Source organism: Limnobaculum zhutongyuii, assembly GCF_004295645.1.
GTDB lineage: Bacteria > Pseudomonadota > Gammaproteobacteria > Enterobacterales > Enterobacteriaceae > Limnobaculum > Limnobaculum zhutongyuii.
Map to the genome: position 1 here is coordinate 1,387,948 of NZ_CP034752.1, position 14,739 is coordinate 1,402,686.

The window sequence follows — 14,739 nt, forward strand, 5'->3', positions numbered from 1 at the left end:
CTGACAGAGCCAATCTCAGTAAGCGGCCTTAGTGAGATAAGCCCTGAGAACCACTTGAAAGAATCTGGAAACACAATCATGACCCACAGTGAATATTTAAGTCAGTTTATTACCCAACAAAATTTTCAGTCTATTCCCCCTCAGGTTATTGAGCGGGCTAAACTTCATTTATTAGATACTTTTGGCGTTGCGCTGGCGGGTTCCGTCCAGGCTAACGGCATTAACAGCCGTACCAGTCTGGTTGAAATGCCGCACACGCAGGGAGAATGCCGGATATGGGGAAGTCCATACAAGCTTTCTCCCGCCTATGCGGCAATGGCAAATGGTATTGCCTCGCACGTACTGGATTTTGATGATACGCATACCGACTCTATTGTTCATGGTAGTGCAGTACTGGCACCGCTGGTTATGGCGCTGGCAGAGGATCTGAATCTTGATAGTCGTACCATGCTGGCTGCTTATGTGATTGGCTGGGAGGTGGCTGCCCGAGTAGGTATTGCGTCCAAAGGCTCATTTCACCAACGCGGTTTCCACTCCACCGCTATTGCCGGCGTGTTTGGTGCAGTAAGCAGCGCCGCACATTTACTCAAACTGAATCCGGAAGCCTGTGCCCACGCTATTGGTTTAACCGGCAGTCAGGCTTCCGGCGTAGCGGAATACCTGACCAACAGCTCTTCCGCAAAATGCTTCCATGCCGGTTGGTCTGCCCATTCCGGACTGATATCAGCCTATATGGCCAAAAGCGGTATGACAGGGCCACTGACCATTTTTGAAGGCCGTTACGGGCTATATGTCACTCACGGTATCAAAGAAAATGCCAAACCGGCAGAGGTGTATGCTGAATTAGGCCAGCGTTGGGAGATGATGCATGTCTCAATCAAACCATACCCATGCTGCCATTTTGCTCACGCCACTGTAGATTGCGCCCGTATGTTACGCCAGGATGGTATCGCACCGGATAACATCGAAAGTATTCACTGTGTAGTGGACCCCATTGCTGCAGCACTGATTTGCGAACCATTAGAAAACAAGTTTGCTCCACAAACGCCTTATGCCGCAAAATTCAGCCTGCCATATCTGGTCGCCAGCGGCATCTACGATGATGGCCTGAATCTTTCATCATTCCAGCCGCAGCAGTTAACCCGTCCGGAAGTATTAGAGATGGCAAAAAAGGTCTCTTACCGTTATTGCCAACCGGGAGAGATCCCCTTCCCAACCTACTTCCCTGGTTACATTGATGTAACCCTGAAAGACGGCACCATGGTCAGCAAACGTCTGGATATTAACTACGGTAATCCGGATAACCCGATGCAGCGCAGCGACGTAGAACGCAAATTCCGCGACAACGTAGCGGGTATTTTGACTCAGGAAGCCTGCGAAAAAGTCATTAAACTGGTCAGCGATTTGGAAAATCAGTCCGTCACCGAACTGGCAAAACTCCTCACTGACACAGTGAAGTCATTCTAATAATAAAAAATATTATTTCCTTGTATACCCCTTGCCCTTATCTCACTCTAACCGTGATAAGGGCCTTTTTTTATCAAATAAACTAACAACAAAATTATCGCCCCTAATCTCTCCAACGCCCTCGATTTTGATCTTGATCTGACCTTGACCTTCCTTGACCTTGACCTTTAACAAAGAGCACTGGAATTCAGCCGACAACTGAGAGAGGGTAGCACGCCAAACAGGGATGTTTGCCGAGGCGCAGCGACGTAGGGAGCGGCTCTGCGCCGGTGCGTAAACCCGAACGAAAGCGGAGGGAAGTCGCCGTCAGGCGACCTGGATTCGGGTGCGAAGGCGCGGGAGTGCAGAGGGCGCTCGCCCCAGCGCCCTTTGCTCGGCCACCTGCACGATAGCCAATCCAAACACAGCACTATTGGTGGACGAAACTGACGCAAAACTATATGTGAACGAAACTAACTCATATCTTAGCCAGTCATCTCCTCCGAATGATAATCATCCCCTTCAACGACTCAAACAACACCTTCGCCGCCTTCTGCGGACTATTACTCCGCATATACAGGTTATATTTAATATCCGGTAACCGCGGCAGACCATCGGCCTCACCCAGAATCCTTAAATCATCACCCAGTAACTCAATGGAGCGCGCCATAATTCCCAGTCCTGCCCGGACAGCCGCTCTGGCACCCGAGAGCGTGGTGGCTACATAGGCAATTCGCCAGGCAATACCCGCCTGCTCCAGGTGATTAATTGCCATATTACGATAAGTGCTGGGTTCATCCAGAACCACTAGCGGTAATGGTTCATCAATATTGAGTTCATAATTGGTCGCGCAGTACCATAAAGAAGGAGAGACTCGCAGTACCAGACTGGGGTAATCGACGCTTTCTACCGTGGAAATAGCCATATCCACTACGTCGTTTTTCAGCATATCCATCAGAAATGGACTGCGTTTAACCACAATCTCAATCACCAACCGTGGATAAGCTTTAGAGAAACGGGAGAGCAGCTCGGGCAAAATAGTATTTGCCGTATCATCCGGTGAACCAATACGCAGAACGCCATCCACATCGTCATACATTAAAGACAGACATGCTTCATCATTCAGACGCAATATACGTCTGGCATAGCCCAGCATCTTCACACCGTGTTCAGTTAGCGATTTATTGCGTCCACTGCGACCAAACAACTCTTTACCCACCAACTGCTCCAGACGTTGCATCTGCTGGCTAACGGCAGATTGTGTACGATGTACCGACTCCGCTGCGGCGGCAAAACTATTGCCTTCAGCTACAGCAACAAAAGTTCGTAACAGATCAAGCTCAAGATTAGGAATAGGACGTTTCAGATGTACCATAGTGTAACTCTTTCATTTCTCCACAGAACTACGGGCCGCACTCTGTAAGTTGATAATCGCTAAATGACGCCAATAACAATCAGGATTGAGTTACCTTATCCTACTCCCATACCAAGCGCAAAGTTGATATAGCTACTGGCGTTAGCTAAAAATACTCTTTTGGTGAAAAAGATAAAATGACCCAACAAATTATTTTGATTGAATCATATTTCACATATTTATTACCTCGAATTGATTAATTTAATGCATCATTTGATTGCTTTTTAGTCAGTTAATACTTGCTAAATCATTAAGTTTCCTCTTTAACACGCAATTTGACTGCCCTTACAACCACAAATAAGTGAATTAATTAGACCAAACATCCATCAATGAGCAATAAACCAGCGATTAAATCCAATTATTTGGTTTCAGCACCAAATTTTTGCATATTTTATGCTACTCCTATTGCGTAAAGGCCGCCAATCATAGACTATCCCCCTGAATGGTAATCCGCTGGATAACAGACTCAGTTTTAGTGAATAAATTGGCTTTATTCATTAAAATTGAATTTAAATTCAAAATAAGCGTTTCTTGCCACATATTAATCTATTTTCAAACCAGACTTAGCTTTTTAAAATTCATTAATTTTATATAAATTATCAATAAGTTACTGGTTGTTATTTAAGACAAGGAATAACACATGAACCAACGTTTGAGCCGCGCCGATACCATTGGCTTAGGCTTAATGACCTTCGCTTTCTTTTTAGGCGCAGGTAACATCATCTTTCCACCATTGGAAGGCCAGTTAGCGGGCACCAATGTACTGTATGCCATGTTTGGCTTTCTGTTGACTGCGGTAGGTCTGCCTCTGGTATCAATTATTGCCGTTGCGCGCGTTGGCGGTGGTTTACCGTCCATGACCACCGATCTGCCAAAAGGTACCGGTACTCTTGCAGCCGTATTGCTGTTTATCATTATCGGCCCTGCTTTTGCTACCCCTCGTACCGGTCTGGTGGCTTATGAGATGGCGATCAAACCGCTGATTGGTACACTGGAAGATAATCAACTGACACTGTCTGCTGATATTATTCTCGACAAGACGCAAGCTATCGTCACCAGCCTGTTTTTCGTGGTAACGCTGTTCTTCTCCTGGAGCCGCGGCAAGCTGATTGATAACATCGGAAAAATCTTAACCCCAGCTCTGTTCCTGCTGCTTATCTGTCTGGCTATTGGTGTCATCGTTGCGCCACAGGGTGCTCTTTCTACCCCTGCCGCCAGCTATCAGGATAACGCGTTTACCAAAGGCTTTATTGGTGGTTACAACACCATGGATACCTTCGCTGCCCTGATGTTCGGTATGTTGCTGGTAGATATACTGCGCAGTAAAGGTGTCACGGAGCCGAAGTCTACCTACAAATATCTGGTGATTGCCGGTCTGATCGCTGCGGCGGGTTTAGCCTTTGTATATATCTCACTGTTCTGGCTGGGGGCGACATCGTCAACTGTAGCACCGGGTGCTGAAAACGGCGGTGTAGTTCTGGCTGCCTATGTACAAGCACTGTTTGGCCAACCGGGCCAATGGATTCTTTCCGGTGTAGTATTGCTAGCCTGTCTGACTACCGCTGTGGGTCTGGTCAGTGCCTGTGCTGATTACTTCTCTACCCTGACTCCATTGCGCTATCGCCAATGGGTTATCGTGTTATGTATTATCTGTGCGCTGGTTGCCAACGTGGGCCTGAGCCAGTTAATCGCACTGTCTGTACCGGTGTTATTAGCCCTGTACCCACTGACTATCGCGCTAGTTGCCCTGACGTTTATTCGCCCGTGGTTACCAAACCCTAAATATGCTTTCCGCACTGTGATGTTTGTCGCGCTAATTTTCAGCCTGCTGGACGGTATGCGCGGCATTGCGGGCCTGCAGAACGTGGGTTGGATTAAATCGCTGCTGGATTCGCAAACTGAGTATATGCCGCTGGCAGCTCAGGGCATGGCATGGGTACTTCCAACGGCGATTGTGATGCTGCTTGTATTCCTGATTCCCGGCAATAAGAAAACAGCCGTCAACTGATTACAGTTGTATATGAACACCAAAAAGCAGCGGGAACGCTGCTTTTTTTATTATCTGCCACCAGACTTTATGCGGCATCAGATTGATGGATAAGTCTGTCAGTACCGGTTTGAGATCTTAAGATAGCCCATTGGAGGGAGGGATTGCCGTTGGGGTCGACTTGGCGTAAGCCAACGAAGCGCCCCTAGGGAATCCAGGCCCGACACACTCTGAGGCCGAGTACAGATGGTCTTCCGGTCGAGCACAAAATCAATATAAGCACTTCAAATTTTACGACCGGAATATTCACGGAAGTCATCTATGTATTAACACCGCCACCAAAAATGTATATACACCCACCACAACCACCCCAAAAAACACCTACAAATACTTTTTTAATGAAATTTATCAACTCCCCCTTGCCATAAAGTATATCCAATAGTAGGATTTGCCATATACGAAAACATACACAACAATATACAATCAATAAAGTACTAAGGCGGTGTGGCATGACAGGGTCAAATGAATGGATCGATCTGACATCCTTCAAAAGCGGTAACTCTCAGGCGTTACGTTTAAAAAAAGAACTTTTGGATGCCGCTCCCGCCTTTGCATCAGGCGCGACTATGCGTCTGCTCTCAGATAGTACTGGCATTATCGTGGCTTCTGATGAAAACCAGACCGAGCCTAAAGGCGATGATCCTATGGTTAACGCCATGCTGGATGCCGCAGAACAAAGCCTGACTGCACCAAAAATCATTAAGCCATCTACAGAACCAAGTTCAAACAAAGTTATCGAGAAATCCCGAAAACTGGATAACGTTTGTTACGATATTCGCGGCCCGGTGCTGAAAGAAGCCAAGCGCCTGGAAGAAGAAGGCAATAAAGTTCTTAAGCTGAATATTGGTAATCCGGCACCATTTGGTTTTGAAGCACCTGACGAAATTCTGGTGGACGTCATTCGTAATCTGCCAACAGCACAGGGTTACTGCGACTCCAAAGGCCTCTACTCTGCTCGTAAAGCTATTATGCAGCACTATCAGGCACAAGGAATTCGGGATATCACCGTAGAAGATATCTATATCGGTAACGGCGTGTCTGAACTGATTGTGCAGGCAATGCAGGCTCTGTTGAATATGGGGGATGAAATGCTGATCCCTGCTCCGGACTACCCGTTATGGACGGCGGCCGTCTCTCTGTCCGGTGGCCATGCCGTGCACTATATGTGTGATGAAGAATCAGACTGGTTCCCGGACTTAAATGATATTCGTAAAAAGATTACTCCGCGCACGCGCGGTATTGTGATCATCAACCCGAACAACCCAACCGGTGCTGTTTACAGCAAAGAGCTGCTGCTGGAAATTGTTCAAATTGCCCGTGAACATAACCTGATCATTTTTGCTGACGAAATCTACGACAAGATTCTTTATGACGATGCACAACATCACTCTATCGCAGCGCTGGCTCCAGACCTGTTAACTATCACCTTTAACGGCCTGTCTAAAACCTATCGCGTTGCCGGTTTTCGTCAGGGTTGGATGGTATTAAGCGGCCCGAAAGAGCACGCAAAAGGCTATATTGAAGGTTTGGAAATGCTGGCTTCAATGCGCCTGTGTGCTAACGTGCCGATGCAACATGCCATTCAAACCGCCATTGGTGGCTACCAAAGCATTAATGAGTTTATTCAACCGGGAGGACGCCTGTATGAACAGCGTGACCGCGCCTGGGAGTTGATTAATCAAATTCCGGGTGTCTCCTGCGTGAAGCCAAAAGGTGCGCTGTATATGTTCCCGAAAATTGATGCCAAACGCTTCAATATTAAGAATGACCAGCAGATGGTTCTTGACCTGTTACTACAACAAAAGGTTCTGTTAGTTCAGGGCTCTGGCTTTAACTGGCCTTATCCGGACCACGTACGCATCGTAACCCTTCCCCGGGTGGATGAACTGGAAATGGCTATCGGTAAATTTGCTAAGTTCCTAGAAACCTATAAGCAGCAATAATATTCTTCTGATGGCGGTGTTCCCCACCGCCATTCATATTTGTCCGCGCCATTTTCCAGACAGATCGCGTTATTTTCGTTTCAAAAACGAGGAATTCGGGATTCGAAGCGTTCAAACAACGCGTTATTATTTGTCTTTCTTTCTGTATTCTGACTCTGAAAAAGCGGCACAGGAATGTTACGTTCCTGACACAACCGTACGCTTTCACAAACCAGCGAATTGATAAGAATAATACCGGTTAACGTCGATAAAGGTCCGGTTATATAATCGCCAAATTTCATTTGTGCATCACCATCAGGTGCACCATTATCCAGAACAATATCAGCAAGTTGATAAAGTTTTTTTCCACTATGATGCAGCGACTCATTAGCCTTTGATTGCGCTAGTGAAGTGATGGCGACAGTAAAAATACCTTCCTCTTTGGCTTTAAGCGCCATTTCAACAACCGCGGCATTCCTTCCTGAATTTGAGACAATAAAAAGCATATCCCCACGACCTGGCGGCGTACTTTGCCAAATAATTTCGGCAAGCCCCGATAACTGCTCCATCCTGCTCGAACGTCTTGCTCCACCACCGTTTAAGATGGTTTCATCAAGCATCGCACACACATTGGCTAATCCTCCTGCTCGCCCAAACAATTCCATCGGGATCATGTGGGAGTGACCTGTTCCAAAAGCATAGATAATGCCATCATCCCGAATGGTTTTTACCATCTGTTCCGCCACACGCTCAGTTTGATCTTTCTGGTTCATTAAAACGCTATTGATATGAGGAAGACTTGTCTGAAAGTAATCAGTAATCATTTTATATTGCTCTGTGTCAGGAGTAGTTGCGTCCATTCTCCAGAAAAATATAATCTTAAAATTCACTATTAGCTCAAAATGCTATACTAATAGCTTAAATTCTCATGTGGGGTATCCCATGCTCAAGCGTGAAACATTCCGGTATGAAACAACATCCTCGTGGTTTTCAACACACTTGAAAGGGCATGAAATACCGTTCAAGTGGCATCATCATCGAGAATATGAGCTAACGCTGACGCTAAACAGCAAAGGGAAACGCTATATTGGCAACCATACTTCTGACTTTAGTTCGCCTGACCTTGTTTTTATCGCCCCCAATCAACCTCACTCATGGAAAAGTCTTCGGATGGATTCTGTCTGTGAGATTTTTGTCATTCTGATCCCACAGACCTGGCTTAACCGACAATTACTTAGCGGCATGGAAGAGTACCGTGCAGTTAGTCAATTATTCTCACGAGCATCACCTGCCATTAAATTCTCTAAAGAGTGCGCAAAGCGGAGTGAGTCTTTATTCAGAAAAATTGTTGCCAGTAGTTCACCACTAACACGCCTGAGTTTGCTTGTATTACTGTTTGAACTGTTGATTGAAGATAAAGGTGTTGAGTATATCTCTGACAGACATCCACTCCTGCCCTATCAAAACCAACGGGTGGAAAAAATATTAAATTATCTCGATAATAACTTCACCACAGCAGTAACACTCCAACATGTGGCCGATCATGCACATTGTAGTATTAGCGCAGTAAAACGGGATTTAGCTATCTTTGCCGAATTGTCATTTAGTGACTACATATCGCAACTGCGAATAAATAAGGCCAGCTTCCTGCTGAGAACAAGCTCACTTTCCTTATCTGCTATTGCATCGCAGTGTGGTTTTCAAAGCGTCAGTTACTTCCATCGGCAATTCAAAAAGATAGTTGATGACACACCTGTAAAATATCGAAGAAATAATTCAATCTGATGTTATTCAGTTATTCTGATAAATACTCAGCCTTAATGTTCATTTGCAGGCCGTAAAATTTGAATCTAACACTCAAGAGATGAAACTAACTTAATATATAAGTGACGAAAATTAGCGTGGCGTACAATAATTTCCATTCTTCAGGCTAACTCCAGCTTGCACTCAACGCGATAACTCCCCACAATCTAGCCTTGTTTTTGCATCAACAGAGGTACACCATCATGAGCCAGACCCAAAGCCACTTTTTTGCCTATTTATCACGTCTGAAATTAATCAGCCGCTGGCCTCTGATGCGTAATGTCCGCACTGAAAACGTCTCTGAGCATAGCCTACAGGTGGCATTTGTTGCCCATGCTCTGGCGGTAATCAAAAATCGAAAATTTAATGGCAATGTGAACCCTGACAGAATAGCGCTGTTAGCCATGTATCATGACGCCAGCGAAGTACTGACCGGTGATATGCCTACCCCAATCAAATATTACAATCCGCAAATCGCCCATGAATATAAGAAGATAGAGAAAGTGGCGCAGCTTAAACTGATTGAAATGTTACCCGAAGAGTTACAGCAAGACTTTCGCTCTGTTCTGGATGACAACTACTACAGTGAAGATGAAAAACTGGTAGTTAAACAGGCTGATGCACTTTGTGCCTATCTGAAAAGCCTGGAAGAACTATCCGCCGGAAATAATGAATTCACGCTGGCGAAACAGCGGCTGGAAAAGACCCTAAAACTTCGCCACAGCCCGGAAATGGAATATTTCATTAACGTATTTGTACCGAGTTTTAGTTTGTCGTTAGATGAGATCAGTGGAGATAGTCAGTTATAACTCATCCGTGGTCTTTAAACGACTTTAAATTATTGCCAAATCTGAACCAGGCGTTTCAATCAATCGACAGCTTGCTATTTTTAGGCAACGACATAATACAAAACGGATATTTCTGTTATGAGATCACGGTTAGCACTGGTTTTTATTATCTTAATTAGCGTTCAACTATCCGGTTGTATGAGCACAATAGTTCGGGCCACTAAAGGGCCCAGTACCCCCTTCTATCCCGGAACCAGTGTTAATGTCGAGTGGCTATTTACCAGTGATGAGCAACAATGTGCTACTCAATCTAATCAACAGCTCTGCATAGATTTACTACATAATATTAGTCGTCCTGTCGCCCTGCTCGATCTTCCCTTTTCACTGGTACTGGATACCTTGCTGCTACCCATTGACGGTGTTCTTTATCTTACTTGTGGGGAGGTGATTAATTCTGCATAGGTGGAATGGTGGTCCTGATGGCGCGCCGGGCGCTTGTGATAAGGGATAGCGGTAATTTAACTATTTTGCATAACTTTTTTAAGAATGGTCAAAAATATGATTTTTTGCACTATATTTTGCATAGGTATAATCATAGATTAACTGACTTTTAAACACCTTTTAAAAATTATTACCATAAAGGAGCAAAAACGGGAAAAGAAGGTTATTTTATTATCTTTCTTTGTGGTAGCTCCCACCTCAAAAATAAATGAATGTTAAATGTTTAGCCACAGGCTACGCGTTAGCCCGCCTTTTTATTATGATCTTGTTTGTCATTTATGGCATCCTGGGACGTACCATCGCGTTCATGTGTCGCGTGCTGAGATAATATCTCTCTCGCTTGCGCCTCCGGCAACGAAAACAACATACTTATTGTGGATATTCGTTTTCTATCGAACCCCATGCTTATGAGTGTTTCTTTTAATTGACCTCGCATTTCCTCATTAACCCACGGTACACTTGAATCTGAAGTTTCTATGGATTGGTTATAGTGTGTCCCTATCTGCATACGCTCTGAAATCAGCCTTAAAAGACTGTTTAACCCTTCTCTTTGAACAAAATCAACAATAAGTTCCTTTTCTTGGTCATGAAGCCGATTAAAGGCAAATGCTAATGGATCTATATTTGATTCGTCATTTATATTCGATTTTTCGGTTTTATAATCTATCCTAACTTCTTTTTCATCGCCGCAGGCCAGCCAGTTTACTGAACAATTACAGGCCATTGCTAAAATGGCCAATCGGTCTAACGTAGGGTAAGTACGGCCATTAACGTAATTTCTAATAACAGTTTCTGACATTCCACACTTTACTGCCATCGCTGTATTGGTCTTGATTCCATTGCTATTCATGGCGAGTTTTAATCTCTTCCCAAAGAGGTTTATTCCACTATTGAGAAAAAACCGTTTTACCTCTTCTTCCTTAAATGCGGTTTTTTCGTAATAACCATCTGACATATATACGATTTCTCCTTATTAATATTGGCAGGAAAAAACCGCAGAATAAACCGTCACATTTATTTGACTTCGGTTTTTTCTGCCGCTATATTTATTGTTATCGATAATCGTTTTTGATTATCGAAAACGATATAAAACCATAGAGGATCACACAGTGTTAGCGCATAAACAAGACCTCACGCATTTATTTGTCGATAGTGGCCGGGATTGGTCTAGCAAGGCGATTCATGCTGCGCTCGACCAGTGCGGAGTGGACCTTAGTTCACTGGAACAGGAACTAGGTCTTAAAGCTGGCTCAATGCGTAACGTGTTTTATCGCCAGTGCCGGAGCTATGAAAAAATCATCGCGAATCGTATCGGTGTTTCCCCCTCGATAATCTGGCCTAGTCGTTATTCGGATAGGGTAGCGTGATATGACTATGTTCTGGGTGACAGCAAAAGAATGTGTCGATTTACCAGGTATGCCCGGTAGAGAACACAATGTGCGTAACCGCTTGGATAAAGTGGTTGCTGATAATACTGAAATGCGTCGTCGCCGTAAGGGAGGCAAAGCCTTTGAATATCATATTGATTGTCTGCCTGCCGAAACCCGTGAAGCCGTTCTGGCTCGCCACTATAATTCAGTGTTAGCTGATGTTAAAAGCCCTGTTAAACCGGTTATTAAAGCAAGATGTGCAGTTGGCCATAACGAAAGTTTGGCGTTAATGCGCCAATGTCCGGCTTTACTGGAACAGCAAACCGCACAATTAAACAATAAGCAACGGGCGATTGCTGACGCTCGATGCGCTCTGGTTAATGAGGTGTTACGTCTTGAGTCTGCAGGTATGTCTCGGATTAAAGCTATTCATTTTCTGTGTACGCAAATTTCTTCGAGTAGCCTGCCTGCCGCGCTTCAGTCTCACGCCGATGCCGCGAACGCTAAAAAAGGTTCCCGCGTTGGTATCAGTGCCAGGTCGCTGAATGGCTGGGTTGTTGATTATTGTCGTGCGGCAGACGGCGCAGAACGCCTGGCACTTTTAGCTCCCGGACATCGTAAACCTGTAAAACCAGAGCATATTGGCTGGTTTCCGCTGTTTCTTGCTCACTGGCGCAATCTAAACGGACCTAGCATTACCGCTGCATACAGTTCATTTTGTGATGAGTGGGCGGAAATATACGCCGACCAACCGGCAATGATTGAGGCTTGCCCCTCCTATATGAGCGTTCGCAGGGCTATGAACAAACTACCCCGGCGCGAAAAGGCTCGCGGCCGTCTTACTGGTTCTGCCGCTAAGGCTCTGGAAACCTATAAAAAACGTGATTGGTCGACCATGCCTGTTAACGGCTGTTGGATAGCTGATGGTAAATCATTGAATATGAAGGTTGCGCATCCTATTCACGGTCACCCGTTTACACCTGAACTAACGCTGGTTATTGATGGTCGTAGCCGTTACGTCGTTGGTTGGAGCCTGGCACTGTCCGAAAGCGCTATCGCCGTGGCCGATGCTTACCGTTACGGTATGGAACGTCATGGCAAGCCCCTGTTTGTCTACTCGGATAACGGCGGCGGTGAAACTAATAAAATGTTAGATGCTGACATAACCGGTATTTTTCCGCGTCTCGGTATTACTCACATGACATCTATTCCAGGTAATCCGCAATCGCGCGGCATTATCGAACGCTTAAACGGTGTCATACCCCGCGCTATAGCGCAAAAATTTCCTACTTATAACGGCCTTGGCGCTGACCGCGAGAGCGTTCGCGTTACTGGCCGAACCATTGAGTCAGCGGTTCGTGCTATTGAAAACAAACGCGATCTGAACGCGGTACAAAAAAAGGCTATCGCCAAACTGCCATCCTGGAATCAACTGCTAGATGTGATTACCGAGGAGGTAGAAAAATACAACACTCAACACCGGCACAGTGAACTACCCAAAATTGACGGACATCACCTGACACCTGCCGAGGCGCGGCGACTGGCGCTGGAAACCGAGGGGATGATATCGAATATCTGACCGAGGTTGAGTTACGCGATATGTTCAAACCAGAACAGGTTCGTGTAGCTCAGCGCGGCTGGCTGGAACTAATGAATAACCAGTACTTTTCTGAGGCGCTAATTAATGTGGACGGTGAGGAAGTCCGAGTAGCATATGACATTCACGATGCCAGCCGGGTGATTGTGCGCCGTATGAATGGCGACTATGTCTGTGATGCTATCTGGAACGGTAACAAACAGGCTGCAATTCCGGTTAATGCAATGCAGGACGCGATGGAAAAACGCCGCATTCGTCGCCTGAAACTCAATGACGACCACCGCCGCGAGATTGAGGCCGAAGGCCGTCCAGTTCTGGAATCTAAACCAGTCCAATCCTTTAGTGAGTTCCTGGGTACGCCTGAGCCGGTACCTGTCGAAAAACCTTTCTTTTTCTTAGAAACCGATCGTGATGAATATCTGAGAAAAAACGGCACGCATCATAAATAACGGGGTAACACCATGATTAAAAATGAATTATCTGAATTAATGAGCGCTAAGGGCTGGTCTCAGTCTCAAATAGCGCGTGCGATTGGCAAATCACCCGCCGTGATTAACCAATATTTGCAGGATAAATATCAGGGCAATATCGCCGCGTTGGAGGAAGACCTTCGCCAGTTTCTGAATCGTGAGACTGAAAAATCACGTTCTCAGAAGTTGTGCGCTTGTTTCGTGCCAACAGTTACCGCACGCCGGGCGCTGGAGGTGATTCGTATGGCTCACCTGGACGGTGAAATCAACGTTATCTATGGTGATGCCGGTATGGGAAAAACCATGATTATGCGCCAGTACGCTGCCGAGAACCGCGATGCAGTGCTGATTGAGGCTGACCCTGGTTATACCGCTCGCGTAGTGCTGGAAGAGCTGTGCTCTAAATTAGGACTAAACCGCCGTGGCAACATTCATGAGCTGAGTGATTCCTGTGTTAACGCATTGCGTGATTCCGGTCGTCTGCTGTTGATTGACGAAGCTGAAAACCTGCCCTATCGGGCGCTGGAAATGATTCGCCGTATTCACGATAAAGCCGGTATTGGTGTCGTGCTGGCGGGGATGCCTCGTCTGATTATCAACCTGAAGGGAAAGCGAGGTGAATATAAGCAGCTCTACAGTCGCGTGGCCTTCGCACTACCTCTGGGTGATGTACTGCCGCGTAATGATATCAACGATATCGCCGTTAGCGTCCTACCCGATGCCGCAGAGCCTGCCGTCAGTGATGAACTGTTTAACGCCTCTCGCGGTAATGCACGGCGGTTATTCAAACTACTGCGTGGTGTTCACCGTCATAGTCTGATTAGCGGCGAAACTGTCAGTACTGAAGCAGTACGTAAGATGTCAGAAATGCTGATTAATTAAGAGGTTGCTATGCAAGTTTATTTAAGTAATGAAGCGTTAATTTCTGCGGTCATTCGTATGAAATTGGTGATGGAATCACTGAGCGAAAACGGCGTGACCATCAAAAATGTCATGCTGAATGGTGGCTCTCCTGTTATTCGAGTAGCTCGTTGTTCGTACTGTGACCAAATGGTACGCGATGGTCGCGCTCAGTTTGTCTCATTTGGTTGTGGCCCTGTGGGCATTTCAAACAGGGTATTTTCATTCTGGACGGCTGTAAGGTCGTGTGGTCGGAGTCGTTACATTGAGGAGGAAACGTGGCCGGAGTCCTGGAAATCGAGGTCATTTGTGATGAAGAAACAGGCGCAGTCATGGTGAAGTACCGCCAGGGCGGAACGGAGGATATCAACAAGTTAGAACTTAACTTAATCAACAAATCACAAGCCCACTGTGAATATCTTTTTCAGCAGTTATCGAGTGGGACATATCAACTGATAGACGCAAAAATCATTCAATAGGA

The 14,739-nt window shown here is 45.8% G+C and carries 14 protein-coding genes; 11 read left to right on the forward strand and 3 right to left on the reverse strand.

Annotated features, from left to right (window positions below; translation table 11 throughout):
• The first annotated feature begins 78 nt into the window (after positions 1-78).
• A complete protein-coding gene (locus EKN56_RS05790; protein ID WP_130590938.1) occupies positions 79-1,467 on the forward strand; it encodes an MmgE/PrpD family protein in 1,389 nt (462 codons plus the stop codon).
• A 472-nt stretch (positions 1,468-1,939) separates the two neighbouring features.
• Here EKN56_RS05790 and EKN56_RS05795 read toward each other — a convergent pair whose 3' ends face one another.
• On the reverse strand, positions 1,940-2,821 hold the full coding sequence (locus tag EKN56_RS05795; protein ID WP_130590939.1) for a LysR family transcriptional regulator: 882 nt from the start codon (positions 2,819-2,821) through the stop codon (positions 1,940-1,942).
• A 679-nt stretch (positions 2,822-3,500) separates the two neighbouring features.
• Between EKN56_RS05795 and brnQ the strand changes: the two genes are divergently transcribed.
• Positions 3,501-4,868, forward strand: a complete 1,368-nt coding sequence (gene brnQ, locus EKN56_RS05800; RefSeq protein ID WP_130590940.1) for a branched-chain amino acid transport system II carrier protein — start codon at positions 3,501-3,503, stop codon at positions 4,866-4,868.
• Positions 4,869-5,356: 488 nt separating this feature from the next.
• A complete protein-coding gene (locus EKN56_RS05805) occupies positions 5,357-6,850 on the forward strand; it encodes a pyridoxal phosphate-dependent aminotransferase (RefSeq protein WP_246019974.1) in 1,494 nt (497 codons plus the stop codon).
• Between the two features lie 80 nt (positions 6,851-6,930).
• On the opposite strand, the gene EKN56_RS05810 is transcribed toward EKN56_RS05805, so the two are convergent.
• Positions 6,931-7,689, reverse strand: a complete 759-nt coding sequence (locus EKN56_RS05810; protein WP_130590941.1) for a sugar isomerase domain-containing protein — start codon at positions 7,687-7,689, stop codon at positions 6,931-6,933.
• Between the two features lie 82 nt (positions 7,690-7,771).
• On the opposite strand from EKN56_RS05810, the gene EKN56_RS05815 reads away from it, so the two are divergent.
• From EKN56_RS05815 to EKN56_RS05825, 3 genes are all read left to right on the forward strand, one after another.
• The gene (locus EKN56_RS05815) at positions 7,772-8,614 is read left to right on the forward strand and encodes an AraC family transcriptional regulator (protein WP_130590942.1); all 843 of its coding nucleotides are present in this window, start codon (positions 7,772-7,774) and stop codon (positions 8,612-8,614) included.
• A 221-nt stretch (positions 8,615-8,835) separates the two neighbouring features.
• Positions 8,836-9,441, forward strand: coding sequence for a 5'-deoxynucleotidase (gene yfbR, locus EKN56_RS05820; RefSeq protein ID WP_130590943.1), 606 nt, complete (start codon positions 8,836-8,838; stop codon positions 9,439-9,441).
• 117 nt (positions 9,442-9,558) lie between these two features.
• Positions 9,559-9,882 carry a YceK/YidQ family lipoprotein gene (locus EKN56_RS05825; RefSeq protein ID WP_130590944.1) on the forward strand — a complete coding sequence of 108 codons (324 nt, stop codon included), beginning with the start codon at positions 9,559-9,561 and terminating at the stop codon, positions 9,880-9,882.
• 280 nt (positions 9,883-10,162) lie between these two features.
• Here the strand turns inward: EKN56_RS05825 and EKN56_RS05830 are convergent, their stop codons facing one another.
• A complete protein-coding gene (locus tag EKN56_RS05830; protein WP_130590945.1) occupies positions 10,163-10,876 on the reverse strand; it encodes a helix-turn-helix domain-containing protein in 714 nt (237 codons plus the stop codon).
• Positions 10,877-11,030: 154 nt separating this feature from the next.
• Here EKN56_RS05830 and EKN56_RS21450 point away from each other — a divergent pair, with 154 nt between their 5' ends.
• From EKN56_RS21450 to EKN56_RS05850, 5 genes are all read left to right on the forward strand, one after another.
• Positions 11,031-11,288 (forward strand): helix-turn-helix domain-containing protein, encoded by a 258-nt coding sequence (locus EKN56_RS21450; protein ID WP_130590946.1) that lies wholly within the window; start codon positions 11,031-11,033, stop codon positions 11,286-11,288.
• 1 nt (position 11,289) lies between these two features.
• Complete coding sequence (locus tag EKN56_RS05840; RefSeq protein ID WP_322091101.1) at positions 11,290-12,870, forward strand: DNA-binding protein; 1,581 nt, start codon at positions 11,290-11,292, stop codon at positions 12,868-12,870.
• A 20-nt stretch (positions 12,871-12,890) separates the two neighbouring features.
• A complete protein-coding gene (locus EKN56_RS21550; protein ID WP_322091102.1) occupies positions 12,891-13,337 on the forward strand; it encodes a Mu transposase C-terminal domain-containing protein in 447 nt (148 codons plus the stop codon).
• 12 nt (positions 13,338-13,349) lie between these two features.
• Positions 13,350-14,240, forward strand: coding sequence for an AAA family ATPase (locus EKN56_RS05845; protein ID WP_228723149.1), 891 nt, complete (start codon positions 13,350-13,352; stop codon positions 14,238-14,240).
• A gap of 296 nt (positions 14,241-14,536) precedes the next feature.
• Positions 14,537-14,737, forward strand: coding sequence for a hypothetical protein (locus EKN56_RS05850; protein ID WP_130590947.1), 201 nt, complete (start codon positions 14,537-14,539; stop codon positions 14,735-14,737).
• Positions 14,738-14,739: the final 2 nt, after the last annotated feature.